Source organism: Mesorhizobium sp. M1329, from assembly GCF_040318035.1.
Taxonomy (GTDB): Bacteria; Pseudomonadota; Alphaproteobacteria; order Rhizobiales; family Rhizobiaceae; genus Mesorhizobium.
In genome coordinates this window covers 1-16,350 of sequence record NZ_JAMYLN010000041.1, presented here as the reverse complement: position 1 = coordinate 16,350, position 16,350 = coordinate 1, and the positions used below count along the sequence as shown (strand labels likewise).

18 protein-coding genes are annotated in these 16,350 nt (G+C 61.7%); 16 read left to right on the top strand and 2 right to left on the bottom strand.

Annotation, left to right across the window (positions count from 1 at the left end):
- The first annotated feature begins 84 nt into the window (after window positions 1-84).
- Entirely contained in the window at window positions 85-3,189 is a 3,105-nt protein-coding gene (locus NKH21_RS28745; protein ID WP_352660377.1) for a CheR family methyltransferase, read from the top strand.
- A complete protein-coding gene (locus NKH21_RS28740) occupies window positions 3,186-3,545 on the top strand; it encodes a response regulator (protein ID WP_352660381.1) in 360 nt (119 codons plus the stop codon). The genes NKH21_RS28745 and NKH21_RS28740 overlap by 4 nt, the downstream gene beginning before the upstream one ends.
- 68 nt (window positions 3,546-3,613) lie before the next feature.
- On the opposite strand, the gene NKH21_RS28735 is transcribed toward NKH21_RS28740, so the two are convergent.
- Entirely contained in the window at window positions 3,614-5,914 is a 2,301-nt protein-coding gene (locus NKH21_RS28735) for an FdhF/YdeP family oxidoreductase (protein ID WP_352660384.1), read from the bottom strand.
- Window positions 5,915-6,059: 145 nt separating this feature from the next.
- Between NKH21_RS28735 and NKH21_RS28730 the strand changes: the two genes are divergently transcribed.
- The 5 genes from NKH21_RS28730 (at window position 6,060) to NKH21_RS28710 (ending at window position 7,588) form a co-directional block, all read left to right on the top strand.
- A complete protein-coding gene (locus NKH21_RS28730) occupies window positions 6,060-6,278 on the top strand; it encodes a hypothetical protein (RefSeq protein WP_352869227.1) in 219 nt (72 codons plus the stop codon).
- 27 nt (window positions 6,279-6,305) lie between these two features.
- A complete protein-coding gene (locus tag NKH21_RS28725) occupies window positions 6,306-6,743 on the top strand; it encodes a GFA family protein (protein ID WP_502903342.1) in 438 nt (145 codons plus the stop codon).
- Between the two features lie 148 nt (window positions 6,744-6,891).
- Window positions 6,892-7,050 (top strand): hypothetical protein, encoded by a 159-nt coding sequence (locus tag NKH21_RS28720; RefSeq protein WP_352660393.1) that lies wholly within the window; start codon window positions 6,892-6,894, stop codon window positions 7,048-7,050.
- A gap of 136 nt (window positions 7,051-7,186) precedes the next feature.
- Window positions 7,187-7,366 (top strand): hypothetical protein, encoded by a 180-nt coding sequence (locus NKH21_RS28715; RefSeq protein WP_352660396.1) that lies wholly within the window; start codon window positions 7,187-7,189, stop codon window positions 7,364-7,366.
- Window positions 7,367-7,369: 3 nt separating this feature from the next.
- Entirely contained in the window at window positions 7,370-7,588 is a 219-nt protein-coding gene (locus NKH21_RS28710) for a hypothetical protein (protein WP_352660399.1), read from the top strand.
- A gap of 43 nt (window positions 7,589-7,631) precedes the next feature.
- On the opposite strand, the gene NKH21_RS28705 is transcribed toward NKH21_RS28710, so the two are convergent.
- The gene (locus NKH21_RS28705; RefSeq protein WP_352660402.1) at window positions 7,632-7,907 is read right to left on the bottom strand and encodes a hypothetical protein; all 276 of its coding nucleotides are present in this window, start codon (window positions 7,905-7,907) and stop codon (window positions 7,632-7,634) included.
- Window positions 7,908-8,053: 146 nt separating this feature from the next.
- Between NKH21_RS28705 and NKH21_RS28700 the strand changes: the two genes are divergently transcribed.
- From NKH21_RS28700 to NKH21_RS28660, 9 genes are all read left to right on the top strand, one after another.
- Window positions 8,054-9,067 carry a GntR family transcriptional regulator gene (locus tag NKH21_RS28700; RefSeq protein WP_352869222.1) on the top strand — a complete coding sequence of 338 codons (1,014 nt, stop codon included), beginning with the start codon at window positions 8,054-8,056 and terminating at the stop codon, window positions 9,065-9,067.
- The gene (locus tag NKH21_RS28695; protein WP_352661291.1) at window positions 9,067-10,161 is read left to right on the top strand and encodes an LLM class flavin-dependent oxidoreductase; all 1,095 of its coding nucleotides are present in this window, start codon (window positions 9,067-9,069) and stop codon (window positions 10,159-10,161) included. Before NKH21_RS28700 ends, NKH21_RS28695 begins: the two co-directional genes overlap by 1 nt.
- Window positions 10,161-10,706, top strand: a complete 546-nt coding sequence (locus NKH21_RS28690) for a flavin reductase family protein (protein ID WP_352660408.1) — start codon at window positions 10,161-10,163, stop codon at window positions 10,704-10,706. The genes NKH21_RS28695 and NKH21_RS28690 overlap by 1 nt, the downstream gene beginning before the upstream one ends.
- Before the next feature lie 89 nt (window positions 10,707-10,795).
- Window positions 10,796-11,773: a TRAP transporter substrate-binding protein DctP gene (gene dctP, locus NKH21_RS28685; protein WP_352660411.1), complete on the top strand. Its 978-nt coding sequence runs from the start codon at window positions 10,796-10,798 to the stop codon at window positions 11,771-11,773.
- A gap of 69 nt (window positions 11,774-11,842) precedes the next feature.
- Window positions 11,843-12,355: a TRAP transporter small permease gene (locus NKH21_RS28680; protein WP_352660414.1), complete on the top strand. Its 513-nt coding sequence runs from the start codon at window positions 11,843-11,845 to the stop codon at window positions 12,353-12,355.
- 3 nt (window positions 12,356-12,358) lie between these two features.
- Window positions 12,359-13,669: a TRAP transporter large permease gene (locus NKH21_RS28675; RefSeq protein WP_352660417.1), complete on the top strand. Its 1,311-nt coding sequence runs from the start codon at window positions 12,359-12,361 to the stop codon at window positions 13,667-13,669.
- A gap of 20 nt (window positions 13,670-13,689) precedes the next feature.
- Window positions 13,690-14,403, top strand: coding sequence for a hypothetical protein (locus tag NKH21_RS28670; protein ID WP_352660420.1), 714 nt, complete (start codon window positions 13,690-13,692; stop codon window positions 14,401-14,403).
- Window positions 14,404-14,445: 42 nt separating this feature from the next.
- Window positions 14,446-15,204, top strand: coding sequence for an HpcH/HpaI aldolase family protein (locus tag NKH21_RS28665; protein WP_352660423.1), 759 nt, complete (start codon window positions 14,446-14,448; stop codon window positions 15,202-15,204).
- 12 nt (window positions 15,205-15,216) lie between these two features.
- Complete coding sequence (locus NKH21_RS28660; RefSeq protein ID WP_352660426.1) at window positions 15,217-16,173, top strand: C-terminal binding protein; 957 nt, start codon at window positions 15,217-15,219, stop codon at window positions 16,171-16,173.
- Window positions 16,174-16,350 lie beyond the last annotated feature (177 nt).

Below are 16,350 nucleotides of genomic sequence, written 5' to 3'. Positions count from 1 at the left end.
GGCCCGGTCTTAATCTGAGGCGCGATTTGGGTCTAAGGCCCGATTTGACGGCTTTGTGTTTGCGGCTGTTACCAGGGGCTTGGCGTGGCATCCCAGAATGGAAGATTTCCAATTGTCGGCGTCGGTGCATCGGCCGGCGGCATTCCCGCGATGGAGGGCCTGTTCAAAGGGCTGACCGACGGCACCGGCATGGCGTTTGTCGTCGTCACGCATCTCAGCCCGGAACGGGAGAGCCTGCTGCACGAGGTCATCCGGCGTTACACCGAAATGCCGGTCGTCGTGGCCGAGGAGGGCGTGACGGTCCAACCCGACCAGGTCTATGTGATGCCGCAAAACGTCGTCCTCACCATCCGTAAGGGTGCGCTTTCGCTGCGCCGGCCGAATACGCTCAACCGCGAGCGCAAGCCAATCGACATCTTCTTCAGCGCATTGGCCGAGGACCAGGGCGAGTATGCCGTCGGCATTATCTTGTCGGGTGGCGATTCGGACGGCACGCTCGGCGCCAGGGCAATCAAGGAGCATGGCGGGCTGACGATTGCCCAGGCGTCCAACGGGTACGGCCCCCGCAACCCGGACATGCCGCAGAGTGCGATTTCGAGCGGCCTGATCGACATAGCGGCGCCCGCCGAGCAGATCGGTGCAAAGCTTCAGGCGTTTGTCCGCGGCTTCGATGTGCTGAGTGGACTGGCCGAAGCGGATGACGAGCACAAGGCCGACCTGGATCGGGCCCGCGATGAAATCTACGCCATTTTGCGCAGCCATTCCGGTCACGACTTCTCCGGCTACAAGACCAAGACGTTCCTGCGTCGCGTAAAGCGGCGCATGCAGATCACGCAGCTGCAGTCGATCACCACCTACATAGAACGGCTGAAGAGGGACACCGACGAGGTGGCGAAGCTGTTTCGCGACCTGCTCATCAACGTCACCAGCTTTTTTCGCGACGCCGAAGCGTTCAAATTGCTGGAGGAAAAGATCATACCGCAGATTTTTGAAGGCAGGAACGCCTCCGATTCGGTGCGTGTCTGGGTGCCCGGCTGCGCCACCGGCGAGGAGGTGTTCTCGATCGGCATGCTGATGCGCGAGCGCATGGAAAAGCTTTCCGCGCCGCCGCGCGTCCAGATATTCGCGACCGACATCGATGAGCCGGCTCTCGCCGTGGCGCGTGCGGCGCGTTATCCCGAAGCGCTGCTGCACGGGCTATCGGCAAAGCGCAGGCAACGCTTTTTCCACAGCGACGGCGAGAGCTATGTGCTCGGCAAAGAGGTGCGCGAACTGTGCATTTTTTCCCCGCACAGCGTTATCCGCGATCCTCCTTTCTCGCGCATGGACATGATTTCGTGCCGCAACCTGTTGATCTATTTCGGCCCGCAGATCCAGAACCGGGTCATCCCGATCTTCCATTATGCGCTGCGGCCGGGCGGTTATCTGTTCCTCGGCACGTCGGAGAGCGTCGGTCAGCACGGCGACCTGTTCGCCACGGTCGACAAGAAGCAGCGGATATTCCAGGCGCGGGAACATGCCACGCCGCGGCCGCTGGTCCTGATCGGCAATGGCCGCACGGGTGCCCTTCCGGTCGGAAGCGGCGGCTCGAAGAAGGACGCCGCCAGCCATTCACTGCGCCAGGCGATCGAGGCTCAGGTGCTGGAGCGGTTCGCCCCGCCGCACGTTCTGGTCAATGGCGATGGCGACATCGTCTACTATTCGACGCGGACGGGCAAATATCTGGAAGCGCCGCAAGGCGCGCCGAGCCGGCAGTTGCTGACCCTGGCCCGCCGCGGGCTGAGACTTGAGCTGCGCGCCGCGTTGCGGGAAGCTGCCACGACGCGCCGCACGGTCGTGCGGGAGAACATAGCGGTCGAGGAAGACGACGGACAGCTTCAGTTCATTACGCTGACGGTCGAGCCGTACACGGAACGCGGCAATGGTGAGCCCCTCTATCTCGTCCTGTTCAATTCGGTGGCACAGCCCCGGATGCGGTCCGAGCCGGCACGCGAAAACCGCGGCACCGACGACGCGGCAGATCTCGAACGGGAGTTGCGCGACACGCGCGAACGGCTGCAGTCCACCATCGAGGAATACGAAACGGCGCTGGAGGAAGTAAAGTCTTCGAACGAGGAACTCGTCTCCGTCAATGAAGAGGCGCAGTCGACCAATGAGGAGCTTGAGGCCTCGAAGGAGGAGATGCAGTCGCTCAATGAAGAGCTCAACACCATCAACGCGGAGCTGACCGGCAAGATAGAGGAGCTAGATCGCGCCAACAGCGACCTCAGAAACCTGTTCGAAAGCACGGAAATCGCGACCATCTTCCTCGACCGCAACCTTGTGGTGCGCACCTTCACTCCCGCGGCATCATCCTTCTTCAACTTGCGTCTTTCCGATGTCGGCCGGCCACTGACCGATCTTTCGAGTCAGCTCGACTACCCCGAGCTGAAACGGCACATCGATGCGGTGTTCGAGACCGGAGAGACCCTGAACCATCATCTTGCGCGCGACGACAACGGCCGGTCTTACCTGGTTCGCATCAATCCCTACCGGGACAAGAGCGGCAGCATCCAGGGCGTGGTCGTGACGCTGATCGACGTGACGACGCTGGCGCAGGCGGAAGAGCGTCAGCAGGTGCTCATCTCCGAGCTGAACCACCGGGTCAAGAACATGCTGGCGGTTGTCGCCAGCATCACCAACCGGACGCGTGAATACTCGGCGTCGAAAGACGAGTTCGCCGAAGCCTTGATAGGTCGCCTGCAGGCAATGTCACGAGCCTACAGTCTGCTCTCGCGTGAGAGCTGGACGGAAGCCTCTGTCGAGGAATTGCTGCACCAGGAGCTCGATCCTTTCGGGCCTGAACGGTTTAAGCTTGATGGCGAGAGAGTAAGCCTCAAGCCAGCACAAGGGCTTTCTTTCGGCATGGCAATCCATGAACTGGCGACCAATGCCGCCAAATATGGTGCACTGTCGAAGCCAGCCGGGCGGATAGTTGTTAAATGGTCGGTGGTCGACGGAACCTTCAAGCTGGTCTGGCGCGAGAAGGGCGGCCCCCGCATCAAGGAGCCAACCGACAGCGGCTTCGGCCTTACCCTTCTACGAGGCGAAATCGGCTACAGACTGGGCGGAAAAGTTGAAACAAGTTTCCGCTCAAATGGTTTGGAGGCGGAAATCGCATTCCCTCTGACCCGCGAGGGCTCGTCGTGACCGGACAGATGCGTGTGCTGATCGTCGAGGACGAATGGCTGATCGCCGACGACGCGGCGGCCTACCTGCGCAAAGCCGGCCATCAGGTGGTTGGACCGGTTTCGTCGGTAACGGCAGCCCTCCGGCTCGTCGGCGAAGGCGGCATAGACGCGGCGCTGTTGGATATTCAGTTGAACGACGAGACCAGCTATCCGATCGCGGAAGCGTTACGGACGCGCGGTGTTCCGTTCGCCTTTCTCTCCGGGTATAGCGAACGCGAAATTCCGGCCGGATTCCGCACATGCAGGATCGTGCAGAAGCCGGCGAGCCAGAGTGCGATCCTGAATGCCCTGGATGAACTCGCGCGAGCCTGCTGAGGTCACGATTTTGAAAGTCGTGCCAGATCACATCGGCGTGGTGCGTGCCTGCCGCGAACAACGAACGCCTATGGCAATATCCGCACCGGTATCGATTTGACCGCCGGAACATGAGCCTTCTCGGCTCTGTGCCACAAAGGAACCAGCGGGTTGAGCTCGGGATAATAACCGGCGCAATTTCCCTCCGGCACCGAGAAAGGCGTGATGCGCAGCCCGTGCACGCGGCGCTCCACACCATCTTGCGCATTGGCTTCGAGATCGACCTCCTGTCCCGCGCTCAAACCGAGGCGCTGGATGTCCTTTTCATTCATCAACAGCACCATGCGTGTGCCGCTGATGCCGCGCAGCCGGTCGTTGTAGCCGTAGACGGTCGTGTTGAACTGGTCGTTGGAGCGCACCGTGATCAGTGTCAGCACATCGCGGCCGGAGACATCGATGTCAGGGTCGGTTTCAAGGCCACTCGGCAGCTTGAAATTGGCCTTCTTGTTAGGCGTCTCCCACACACGCTTGCTCGCCTTGATGTCGCGGTGGAAGCCGCCGGGCGTCAGGAAACGCTTGTTGAAGTCGCGGAAATGTTGGGGGTAGCAGTGCTCGATTTCGTCACGGATGCGGGAATAGTCCCCAACCCACTCATCCCATGGGATCGAACTCCTGCCCGGCACTGTCGCCTTGGCAAGCTCGGCAACGATCCTGGGCTCAGAAAGCAGATGTGGCGAAGCCGGAGGTCGCGACCCGAACGAGCCGTGGATACAGGCAGTGGAATCCTCTACCGACACCCTTTGGTCGCCGCTCGCCTGATGATCTCTTTCCAGCCGTGAAAGGCACGGCAGCAAATAGGTTGTCCGGCCGGCGATCAGATGGCTGCGGTTCAGCTTGGTCGCGATCTCGACATGCAGGTCGAGCCCACGCCAGGCTTTCTCGACCAGGCCGGTTTCCGGAACCGCCCGCACGAAATTGCCGCCGAGCCCGACGAAGCCCTTGACCGATCCGTCGATGACGCCCTCGCAGGTCTCGACCGTATCGAGACCTTTCTCGCGCGGCGGTTCAAAGGCGTAGAACTCGGCGAACTTGTCGAGCGGGACGAGCTCGGGCTTTTCCGATATGCCGACGGTGCGCTGCCCCTGGACGTTGGAATGGCCGCGCAGCGGCGAAATGCCGGCGCCGGGTTTTCCAATATTGCCGCGCATCATCAAAAGGTTGCACAGCATCTGGACGTTCTCGGTGCCGTGCCGATGCTGGGTCAGGCCCATGCCGTAATTGCCGATCACGGCGTTGGCATGGCTGTAGACCTCGGCGACGTGCTCCAGATCGGCCTGCGCAACGCCGGATCGCGCGACGATATCGCTCCACTGGGTGGTGCGCAGGAAGGCTTCGAACTCGGCGAAGCCATGCGTGTGTTCGGCGATGAAAGCCGTGTCGAGGACACGCGTCCTGCCGCTTTCGCGGGCGGCGTCGTCGAGGGCCAGCAACGCCTTGGCGATACCCGTCATGGCGGCGATGTCGCCGCCCGAACGAACCTGGAAGAAGTCGCTGGACATTTTTGTGCCCGGTCCGGGCGACAGCATGTCGACGGGGTTTTGCGGATTCTTGAAGCGCTTCAGTCCCCGCTCGGGCAAGGGATTGAAAGTGAAGACGGGCACGTTGCGTTGACGTGCCTCCTGCAGCGGATGCAGCAGGCGCGGCGCCGTCACCCCGGTGTTGTGCCCGAAGAAGAACATCATGTCGCATTTCGCAAAGTCTTCGAGCTGTACGGTCCCGACCGGCGAGCCGATCGATTCCGGCAAGCCGACCGACGTCGATTCATGACACATGTTGGACGAATCGGGCAGGTTCGAAGACCCATAGATGCGCGCAAAAAGCTGGTACATGAACGAGGCCTCGAGCGAGGCGCGGCCGGACGTGTAAAACACCACCGATTTGGGATCGAGCCGCCGCAATTCGGCAGCTATGTCGCGGAATGCAGTGTCCCAGGAAACCGGCTCGTAACGGTCGGTGGCGGCATTGTAGCGCATGGGTGCGGTAAGCCTGCCCTGCTTCTCCAGATCGTGGTCCGGCCAGTCGAGCAATTCGGTCACCGAGTGCTCGGCGAAGAATGCGGGTTCGCAGCGCAGCTTGGTCTGGTCCCACATCGTGGCCTTGGCGCCGTTTTCACAGAATTCGAAAGGCCTCGGCTGGGCCGGCTTTGCCCATGAGCAAGACACGCACATATAGCCGTCGGCCTTGTTCTGCTTGAGCAGCGTGCTCCATATCCCGGACAATAGCAGGCCTTCGCCTCGCGCCTTGCGGACCAGGGATTTGAGCGATCCCCAGCCGCCTGTCGGGTGGTTGTATTTCTTAGTTTCGATGCGATCGGTTACGGCGGGTCTCATGCAAGCCACTCCCTGTAGAAGAGCACTCATACGAACCCGCCGTGAGGCTGAATGTTCCCGGCCGGCTCCGTCCCGTCACGCCGTCCGTCTAACCGGAACCATTTCCGCCATCGCTTGTTCGGCTCGAAGAAAGGAGCCGTACGAAATGGAGCGACGTAACGCGTTAATTGCAATGGTGATTCCGGCCATCATCATCGTCGGCTTTCTCATAGGCTTTTTGTACGGCGATATGGGCTGGCAAACCTCGCCGCTCAAAAGAGCCCCTGAGCAGAACCAGGGTGGCAATGCTCCAGCCGACACCTCGCCTGCCGCCGGCATCAAGAAGAACCCCAGGGAAAATACCGAAATGCCGGGCCAGCAATGAAGGCCGGTCCAGCAATGACGTTAGCCAATGCCACGAACTGAAACGGGTTCCTGTTTTTGCGGCGCCATAACGGCGCAAATGCGCGGCGAGCCGTTCTGGGTTTGCTCCGATCATGATGACGACTGTCGCAAGGCGATAGGAAGCCCGCTAACGGTGTGGGTCGGTTATCGGCCTTCTGAATTCACATTGCTCACCGGCACACTGAAGACTTTTTCGAAAACCCCCGGCGTGCTCCGGTCCTTTTGCGCGGACTGCGGAACATCGATCGGCTATATCGACCAGGGCCTGCCCAACGAACTCTATCTGGCGATCGGCTTCCTCGACCACCCCGAACGCTTTCCGCCACAGGCCCATGCATACTGGGACATGAGGCTTCCCTGGGTCGACTTTCCAGATGAGCTGCCGAGGGTGGCGACGTATTCGAGGCGGCGCGATCCTGCCTTCGGAAATCCCGCGGACCGTTAGCCTACTGCCCGCCTGCAGGTGGAAAACGTACCGTTCGCGGTTTCGTACGAAAACGACAATTGGCGCGTAGCTGAAAACGCGCAATTATTGGCCAATGGGCCGCCGTTTGGATGACAAGCTCGATTGCAAGGCGTGCGGGACGATCCTGATGGAGATTCCCGACAACGCGAAGGATTCGACGCCGATCTATTGCAGCAATTGCGGCGCCTATCTCGGCGAATGGGGCGATCTGCAGGAGGATTTCTTCCGGCAGGCTTTCGGCGCCCAGGCCTTCGACCTGAACAACGGAAACATCATCAAGAAATAGTCCTGGATTGTGCCGGCCGCCCGCCGGCCAAGCCACGGCCCGTGGACCCGGCTCGTTGCGGCAATCGCCGTTCGTATCGGACCCTCGGGAACCTTTCTCCCGAGCCGCTTGTTTGGGTGGCGGAAGGAGAAACGCCATGAGCACAAAACCTCCCCCTGTGCCGCCGAAGAATCAGAGCCCAAAGGGCGCCGGTGACAAAAAATCGGTAGCGGCCGACCAGGCACCGCAATCTGCCGTTCCGGATCCCGACAAGCAGGGCCAGCAAGGCAATACGAAGGTCAACACTACCCATCAAGGTAACGTCCAAGATCGCTAGGTCATGTCCACGTCGAAGAAAACGCCTGCCAGCATCCGCCAGGGCGGTCCTGGCGCCGCGCACGAAAACGCCAAGAAGCCGCTGAGCGTCGACAAGCCGCCGGCCGCGCCCGACCGTCGCAGCCACAGCAAGGTCTCCGGCGGCGGCGGCGAACGCGACAGCCATCATACCCACGACCCCGAAAAGAAAGGCGACACTCGGCCCGCGCATCAGGACAAGTGAAGTTGGGCAGCGAGGCGGAGATCGGTAGAGCTCGAGCGAAATGTCAGCGGGGACGTCGCGCCAAGGCAATCGGCACGACATTGTCGACATTTACCACCGGGACCACCGGCAAGTCGAACAGCATCGCAAGCCCCCGCGTCGCGGCCATTTCCACGATCAGTTCCTCGATGGATTGATCGGTCAGGCGGGTCTCGATGCTCAGCCGGATCATCGCTGCAAGTTTATGGACTGGCACCGGCACCGACTTCGCCCGATCGTCGAGCAGCTTGCTGATCTCTATCACGACGTCAGCGTCGATATTCCTGGGCAAGTCTCGCATAAGCGCCTCCCCGCCAAACGAAACGAAAAGCCCGCCGCACCTTTCGATACGGCGGGCGATCCAGTAATGCGCACCGGCGAGGGGATCGGGTGGGCGTGCCGGCGCGCGCAGATCGCAAGTAATTTTAGTTAAATCCGCCAGCTTCGATGTGTCACGGGAAAACGTCTGTACGTTTTTTACCGAACCGCGCCGATCGTCAGCTGTCCCGCCGTCGCGCGGCGTGGCAGCACGGATGGCGCGATCCTCTGCCCACCGGACAGCGAGCCAAAACAGTATACACTATAAACTTAAAACATCTTGCCAGCCGATCCAGCCTGTGCTCCACTTCGCATTGGAACATGGCCTGCAGATCGAATTCCATCGATATGTGGCTGCATTTCACGGATCGCTGCGAGAACACCAGCCTCAAACGATATACGAAATCTTCGCATGGGAAGGCGTGGATGACGGAAACGATAGAGCTCAAACGGGTTGGCGATGGCAATCTGCGTGCCCAGGTCTATCAACAAATCCGGCTGACGATACAGCATGGCGATTTGGCGCCTGGCCAGAAGCTCGTCGATGTCGACATTGCCGCCCAGCTCGGTATTTCCAGAATGCCTGTCCGCGACGCCTTGATGCAGTTGGTGCATGAGGGCTACCTCGTCGGCACCACACGCGGTTTCACGCTGCCCACACTTACCGCAACGGATGTTGCCGACATCTTCGAGGTCCGCCGCTTGCTCGAGCCGCGGGCCGCCGCTCACGCCGCACGGACACTCGGCGCCGCTGACCTCAAGACACTGGCAGCCGCGCTTCGGGAAGCGGAGGCTGCGGCCGCCGCCGGCGATGCCGACCGCTTTTTCCAGGCCAATTCGGCATTCAGGAATTGTTGGCTCGGCGCGGTCGAGAACGAGCGCCTTTCGCAAACGATTGCCCGCTTCGCCGACCACGTGCTCGTCGTCCGTTTAAGGACGCTGTCTCACCAGCCGACACAAGCCGTCGTCGTGGCCGGCATGCGCGCCATCTACGAGGCATTCGTCAAGCGCGACGCCGTCGCCGCCTACGACCGCATGACGCACTTCATTCAGAACGCCGAGGAGCGTTTCATGAAGCTGAGCCCACCGGCTCAACATTCCAGCGGTGAAGGTGAGAGCATGTCGCAGCGGGGGAAATCATGATCAGGAAGCAGCACCCGCTGAAAGGGCCGAACAGGTTCAAGCTTGGCGTCTTTTCGATGAACGCCGATGGCGGCCTGGCAATGACCACCGTTCCCGAGCGCTGGCGTGCCCGCTGGGAAGACAACCTCAATTCTGCCTGCATCGCCGACCGCGCCGGCCTCGAGTTTCTGCTACCGATCGCCCGTTGGCGCGGCTTCGGCGGTTTGACGCATGTGCGGGAATGGTCGTTCGAGACTTTCACCTGGGCGGCGGGTCTTGCTGTCGCCACGGAAAACATCGGCCTGTTCATGACGGTGCATGTGCCGCTGGTTCATCCGCTGCAGGCTGCAAAAGCGCTGGCGACGGTCGACCACATCTCCAACGGGCGTGCCGGCTTGAACATCGTCTGCGGCTGGAACCCGGATGAGTTCGCCATGTTCGGGCAGACGGTCGGCGAGCGGACCTATGATCAGGCCGAGGAATGGATCAACATCATCGTGCGTGCCTATCAATCGAGGGAGCCGTTCGACTTCAGCGGCGAGTTCTATGATCTGAAGGGTGTCGTCAGCCGGCCGCCGAGCCTGCAGGCGCCGCGACCGGTGACCATGAACGCCGCCTTCGGCGCGCCGGGGCGCAACTATGCGGCGCGCCACTGCGACTATCTGTTTTCGACTTTTTCCGAAATCGCCGACGGCCGTGCGCATGTGGTCGACATCACCAACCGAGCTGCCGAAGTCGGACGCGAAGTCGGCGTCTATACGGTCTGTCACGTCGTCTGCCGGGAGACCCAGCAGGAAGCCGAGGATTATTACCGGCACTACGCGCTGGAATGCGCGGACGAGGGCGCCGTCGACGAGCATATGCGCAAGAAGAAGGAATTCGCGAACTCGCATGATGCGAAGGCGTTTACCGAATATCGGCAAAGGTTCGCCGGCGGTGCTGGAACCTTCCCGCTCATCGGCACGCCGGAAAAGATCGTCGACGATCTCACCAAGATCATGGAACAGGGTTATTCCGGCGCCGCCCTCACATTCGTCAACTACACCTACGAACTGCCCTTCTTCTGCGACCGCGTGCTGCCGCTGATGCGCCAGGCCGGGCTTCGGGTAAATTGATGCCGGCGGCCGCCATTCCGACGCTATGGGTGGATGGGCACGACGCCATCAATCCGCGCGCCTTCAAGCAGGCGATGCGGGCCGTGGCGGGCTCCGTCGCCATCCTCGCCTCGGAGCATGACGAGATCGGCTTTTGCGGTATCACGGCGACAGCACTCTGCTCGTTCAGTGCCGAGCCGCCGTCCCTGCTGGCCTGTGTCAACCGCAGCAGCACCTTTGCCTCGGCCATTCGCGAAGGCTTGCCCTTTTCGGTCAATCTGCCAGCCGGCGACCAGGAGAACGTTGTGCGTGCCTTTGGCGGCTTGACCAAAGCCAGGGGCGCCGCGCGGTTCTCGTCCGGATCATGGGTGCGCGGCGAAACCGGCGCGCCCTTGCTTGTCGGCGCGCGGGCAATGTTCGAATGCCGGGTCGCCGAAATCATCGTGCGGGCGTCGCACATGATCGTCATCGGCATCGTCTCAGGCGTTGCGCTGGACCGCGCTCACCGATCGCCGGTCTTCTACGCACATGGGCGGTTCCTGACAGTAGGAGACGATGTCAACTAACCGCCGTTCGTGTGCCGGCGCAGCGTGCAATTTCAGATCGGCCCGATGATGGGCCCCGGCGAAGTGAATCTATCAGAGGGAGTACGGCAATGCGCATTTGGAAATCCCTTGTTCTGGCTGCACTGATGTCGGGTGTAGCGGGTATCGCCACGGCCGAAGAGGTCGTCCTCAACGCCGTGCATTTCACGCCGACGCAGAATGGCTACGCCCAGAGCTTCCTGAAGTTCGTTCAGAAGGTGAACGAAAAGGGTAAGGGCGTGGTCCAGATCAATGTGCGCGGCGGGCCGGAGGTCATTCCGCCGATCCAGCAGGGCGCGGCGCTCAGGAGCGGCCTGATCGATGTGATCGATACACCGGCAGGGCAGTTCCTCGAGCTCGTGCCCGAAGGCGAGGTTTTCTCAGCATCGACGAAGACGCCGTGGGAGATTCGCGAGAATGGCGGCTGGGACTTCATCAGCGGGATTTTCGAGAAGAAGGCCAATGCCCATCTGCTGGCGCATGTCGACGCGGGCTCGGGCTTCAACGTCTTCACCATCGACGAACCCAAGCTCAACAGCGAAGGCAGCATCGACTGGAGCAGCCTGAAGATACGTTCGTCGCCGCTCTATCGCGATTTCCTCGAATCCCTGGGCGCGACGGTCATCGTGCAAGCACCGGGAGACGTCTATACCTCGCTCGAGCGCGGCGTCGTCAATGCCAACGCCTATACCGTATTTGGCTATGCGTCCTTCGGCTGGGACAAATTCACAAAATACCGTGTCGACCCGCAATTCTTCAAAACCGATGTGCTGATCTCGATCAACAAGGCCAAATGGGACACGCTGTCGCCCGAGGCGCAGAAGCTGCTTGCCGACACGGCTGTCGAGTACGAGCGCGCGAGCTATGACGCCAACCTTGCCGAGTCCGAAAAGCAGGCACAGGCGATGATCGCCGGCGGGCAGAAGGTGATCAGCTTGACCGGCGCCGGCCGCGACAAATTCCTGGCGGCTGCCACACAGGCGAGCTGGGCGAGAATGGCCAAACGCGATCCCACCAACATCGATCAGTTGAAGAAATTCTTCCAGTAGCCCGAGCTGAGGGCGCTTTGCGCGCCCTCCATCAAAGGGGGGCAAAGGTGGACATGAGGGTCGTCGGGCATGGACAGATTGTTTGCAGCGATTGGGAAGCTGAGCCTTGCGTTGGCGGCGGCGGCAAAAGTGGTGCTTGGCCTCATCATCGTCGCGGTGGTCGCCGATGTATGCGTCCGCAATCTGGGCCTGAGGCCGCTTGCCTGGGCAGTATCGGCGACGGAATACGGCCTGCTTTACGCGGCATTCCTGCCGATGCCATGGCTGGTCCACAGCAAGGGCCATGTCTTCGTCGAGTTCCTGCGCAAGGCGCTGCCGGTGCGGGCACGGGCGGTGCTTGAAAAGCTGGTCTATCTCGCCTGCATCGGCGTCAGCCTCTACCTCGGCAGCGTCGCTCTGTCTTCCCTGACAAGTGCCGTTGCGGGCGGCGAATATGAAACGCGCAGTTTCGACATGCCGAAATGGCTGGTCTTTCTGCCCATCATGCTCGCCTTCTACCTCTCGGCGCTGGAATGGCTCAGATATCTGCTCGGCCGTGACACGCTGTACACCCTCGATCCGCTGGAAATGGAAGGGCTCTGACCGGTGGCCTGGCTGTTTCCATTCGCCGTGCTTGTTGGCACCATCCTGGTGTTGATGGGGCTTGGGCTGCCGGTCGCCTTCGCATTCTTCGTCACCAATGTGATCGGGCTATACTTGTTCTTCGGCGGTTCGATCGGCGTGACGCAGATGGTCGCCAACTTCTCCGACGCCGTCTCGACCTATGCGCTTGCTCCGCTGCCGATGTTTCTCGTCATGGGCAGCCTGTTCTTCCGCTCCGGCCTGGGCGAGAAAGTCATCTACGCGCTCGACCTGTGCGTCGGCAATCTGCGCGGACGCCTTGCCTATGTCGTCCTCGCCGCCGGCACGATCTTTTCCGCGCTGTCGGGCTCGAGCCTCGCCAATACCGGCATGATGGGCTCGCTGATGGTGCCGGAGATGCTGAAGCGGGGTTACAAGCCGCACATGGCCTACGGGCCGGTGCTTGGCGCCGGAAGCCTTGCCGTCATCATCCCGCCATCCTCGCTGGCCGTATTGCTCGGCTCGCTGGCCCAGATCGACGTCGGCGCGCTGCTCATAGCGGGGGCTTTGCCCGGGCTGCTGCTCGTTGTCATGTACGCGGCGCTGATCTTCGCGCAGACGAAGATCGATCCGGACGCCGCTCCGCACTATCCGGTACCCGCCGTTCCCGCGGCCGAGAAGGTGAGGGCGGTCGCCGTCAACATCATTCCGATGAGCGTCATCGTGTTCATGGTGGTCGGCACGATCATCCTTGGGATAGCGACGCCGACGGAATCGGCGGGACTCGGCTGTGCCGCCGTCTTCGCATTGTTGTTCGTCTACCGACGGTTCAGCTGGTCGGTTGTCTGGAAGTCGCTGGACGACGCGATGAAGGTCACCGGCATGACCTTCCTGATCATCTCGGCCTCGACGACGTTCTCGCAGATATTCGCCTTCTCCGGCGCCTCCAACGGCTTTATCCAGTTCATCGTCGGCTACGATCTTGGACCGTATCCCATGCTGCTCATGATGGTGCTCGTCATCCTGCTGCTCGGCATGTTCATGGATCAGGTCTCGATGATGCTGATCACGCTGCCGATCTTTCTGCCGATCGCCCAGCAATTCGGCTACGAGCCCGTATGGTTCGGGCTGATCCTGCTGCTCGCCTACGAGGTCGGCTTCACCACGCCGCCGTTTGGTCTGCTGCTGTTCATCATGATCGGCGTTGCGCCGAAAGGCACATCGCTCAAGACGGTTGCCATGTCAGCGGCGCCTTACATCGCGCTGACGCTTTTGCTGATCCTGCTGATTGTCCTCTTTCCGCAGATCGCTCTCTTTCTTCCGAATTTGATCTAGTCGAACCAGCAGGTGTCCACATGCGCTTTGCCTATCTTGCTTTCTTCCATGAGGACCGCGAGGCAAATTTGGCCATCGCCGGTGAAGACGTTGACGCTGTGCGGCGTGTGATCGCGTCAACGCCGGGCCTTGTGCTTGCAAACATCTATCTGCCCGAGGTGGCGACGGACATGTTCAACAACGATGGTCCACCGCCGGTCTTTGGCTTCCAGCTCTATTTCGACGAACTGGCGCACATGGAGGCGGCGCTAGCGCCGTCCGGCCATCTGCAGGCGCTTGCCGCACCCAGTATGCTGTCGAGCATCGCCGCTTCGAGGCCGACGCAACAGGCAATGTGCGTGCGTCCGTTTCCCGTCGACGACGCTGGCGTCAAGACGTCCGGGCTGCCCTGCAGCTATCTTGTCCACTATCCCGGGCCGGCCGAAGACATGAATGTCTGGCTCCACCACTATGTGACGCATCATCCGCAATTGATGCGGGGCTTCCCCGGCATTCGCCACATCGAGGTTCTGTCGCGACTGGATTGGTGCGGATCGCTGCCCTGGCCGCGGATCGACCATATGCAGCGCAATCGTGTCATGTTCGACAGTCCCGCGGCATTGACGCACGCGCTGCAATCGCCGGCGAGGCTGGAGATGCGCGCCGACTACAAGACATTCCCGCCGTTTTCAGGCGGCAGCCGGCATTTCCCGATGTCGACGGAAGCCGTGCATCCTTCGTCAAGGGCCACATAGCGCAAACAGGTTTTGCCGACGCCGAAAATTTCTGGAGATTTCATGTACGACTTTCGCAAGAAATGTGTTTCTCTCGATCGCCTCATCGGCACCTTCTGCGCCATCCCGCACCCTGTGGCGGTCGAAGTGGCGGCCGCGAGCGGGGTCGATTTCCTGTGCATCGACTGGGAGCATTCGCAGATCGGCCGCGAACGGCTCGAGGATCTGGTCCGCGCCGCCGATGTCCACAAGGTTCCCGCGATGGTGCGCGTTCCCGGCCACACGCCGGAGTGGATGGCGGCCGCGCTCGACGCCGGCGCGTCGGGCGTCCTGGTACCGCGCGTCTCCACGGCCGAGCAAGCCCGCATGGCGGTCATGGCCTGCCGTTACCCGCCGGTCGGCGCCCGCGGTGTCGGCCCCGGCCGCGCCGCCGGTTATGGCTACAGGATTCCGGACTACCTCAAATCGGCCAACGACGTCCTGACGGTCGCCATCCAGGTCGAGACGGCAGAGGGCCTGGCCAACGTCGACGACATCGTCCAGGTCGACGGCGTCGACGTGGTCTTCATTGGCCCCGGCGACCTGTCGGTCTCGATCGACGCCATGGGGCCGGCCGGCCAGGACAAGCTCAATGCCGCGATTATCAGGATCGCGGCCGCGGCGCGCGCGGCCGGCAAGGCCGTCGGCATCTTTCGCCCTTCGGCGGATGATGTCGGCAAATGGTCGCGGCACGGCATCAGCTTCTACATGCTGGCCAGCGACACGATGTTTCTCGGCGCCGGCCTTGCCGCCGGCGTCGCCTCGGCGCGCAGCGCCTCATAGCAAGAGTTTGCCATGAAGATCATCAAGACCGACGGCGTATTGTCAGTCGAGGAAGAGCAGCTGCGCTACCTTGACGGCTTGAACGTCGAGTTTGTCGAAAGGACGCTGCTCACGGAAGATGCCCTGATCGAACACTGCCGCAACGCCGACGCATTGATGGTATTGCGAGAGCCGATCACGGCTCGCGTTTTGGCGGAACTGAAGAACCTCAAGGTCATCGGGCGGTTCGGCGTAGGGCTCGACTCGATCGACGTCGAGGCCGCCAGCCGTGCCGGTGTTCAGGTAACCTATGTGCCGGACGCCAACCTGGTTGAAGTCAGCACCCACGCCATGGCCCTGATCCTGGCCTTGACGCGCAAGCTGAAGCAGTTCGACAGCGCAGTGCGCGCCGGCCGCTGGGCTGCAATGACCGATGGCGCCGGCATGACGCGGCCCGACAGGCAGATCCTCGGCCTGATCGGCTTCGGCCAGATCGGACGCCTAACTGCCGAGCGGGCGCGGGTCTTCGGCTACCATGTCATCGCCTACGACCCGCATCTGCCGGCCGAGCGCATTACCGCCGGCGGTGCCGAACCGGTCGGCTTCGACGAGCTGCTAGCCAGGGCCGACATCGTCTCGCTGCACGTTCCCGCGACACCGGAAACCAGAAACATCATGTCGGCACAAGCCCTGTCGCGGATGAAGGAAGGGGCGATACTCATCAACGTGTCGCGCGGCGGCCTGGTCGACGAGGTCGCCTTGGCGGATTTGATCCGGCGCGGCCATCTGGCAGGCGCCGGCATCGACACGTTCGATCGGGAGCCGCCTTCGCCCGACAATCCGCTGCTGGCGCTGGACGCCGTCCTGGTCAGTCCACACGCGGCGCACTACTCGACCCAGTCTTACGCCGAGGTTCGCAACAAGGTGTTTGCCGATGTCGCATCGGTCCTGCGCGGCGGCAAGCCGGTCTATCCGGTCAACCGGGTATGACCAATTCCCGATGTCGGCGCCGCCCAAACGCCTGCTGGAACTTCCACCTCAACATTCCGGAGTAGGCGCCGTCGGCGAAGCTGCCGATCTCCCCCCCTTGCGGGCAGGGCTATCGCATATGAGTGATGGCATTGATGAGATAGTCGTCGTTCCAGGCGCATTTCTTGATGCGATGGC

What these genes read in the sequence shown, in the direction of transcription:
- NKH21_RS28725 (WP_502903342.1), top strand. Translation starts at nt 6,306, where the DNA reads ATGCCACGAACTGAAACGGGTTCCTGTTTTTGCGGCGCCATAACGGCG.
- NKH21_RS28720 (WP_352660393.1), top strand. Translation starts at nt 6,892, where the DNA reads ATGGAGATTCCCGACAACGCGAAGGATTCGACGCCGATCTATTGCAGC.
- NKH21_RS28660 (WP_352660426.1), top strand. Translation starts at nt 15,217, where the DNA reads ATGAAGATCATCAAGACCGACGGCGTATTGTCAGTCGAGGAAGAGCAG.
- NKH21_RS28715 (WP_352660396.1), top strand. Translation starts at nt 7,187, where the DNA reads ATGAGCACAAAACCTCCCCCTGTGCCGCCGAAGAATCAGAGCCCAAAG.
- NKH21_RS28665 (WP_352660423.1), top strand. Translation starts at nt 14,446, where the DNA reads ATGTACGACTTTCGCAAGAAATGTGTTTCTCTCGATCGCCTCATCGGC.
- dctP (WP_352660411.1), top strand. Translation starts at nt 10,796, where the DNA reads ATGCGCATTTGGAAATCCCTTGTTCTGGCTGCACTGATGTCGGGTGTA.
- NKH21_RS28700 (WP_352869222.1), top strand. Translation starts at nt 8,054, where the DNA reads ATGTGTCACGGGAAAACGTCTGTACGTTTTTTACCGAACCGCGCCGAT.
- NKH21_RS28670 (WP_352660420.1), top strand. Translation starts at nt 13,690, where the DNA reads ATGCGCTTTGCCTATCTTGCTTTCTTCCATGAGGACCGCGAGGCAAAT.
- NKH21_RS28730 (WP_352869227.1), top strand. Translation starts at nt 6,060, where the DNA reads ATGGAGCGACGTAACGCGTTAATTGCAATGGTGATTCCGGCCATCATC.
- NKH21_RS28705 (WP_352660402.1), bottom strand. Translation starts at nt 7,907, where the DNA reads ATGCGAGACTTGCCCAGGAATATCGACGCTGACGTCGTGATAGAGATC.
- NKH21_RS28690 (WP_352660408.1), top strand. Translation starts at nt 10,161, where the DNA reads ATGCCGGCGGCCGCCATTCCGACGCTATGGGTGGATGGGCACGACGCC.
- NKH21_RS28735 (WP_352660384.1), bottom strand. Translation starts at nt 5,914, where the DNA reads ATGAGACCCGCCGTAACCGATCGCATCGAAACTAAGAAATACAACCAC.
- NKH21_RS28680 (WP_352660414.1), top strand. Translation starts at nt 11,843, where the DNA reads ATGGACAGATTGTTTGCAGCGATTGGGAAGCTGAGCCTTGCGTTGGCG.
- NKH21_RS28710 (WP_352660399.1), top strand. Translation starts at nt 7,370, where the DNA reads ATGTCCACGTCGAAGAAAACGCCTGCCAGCATCCGCCAGGGCGGTCCT.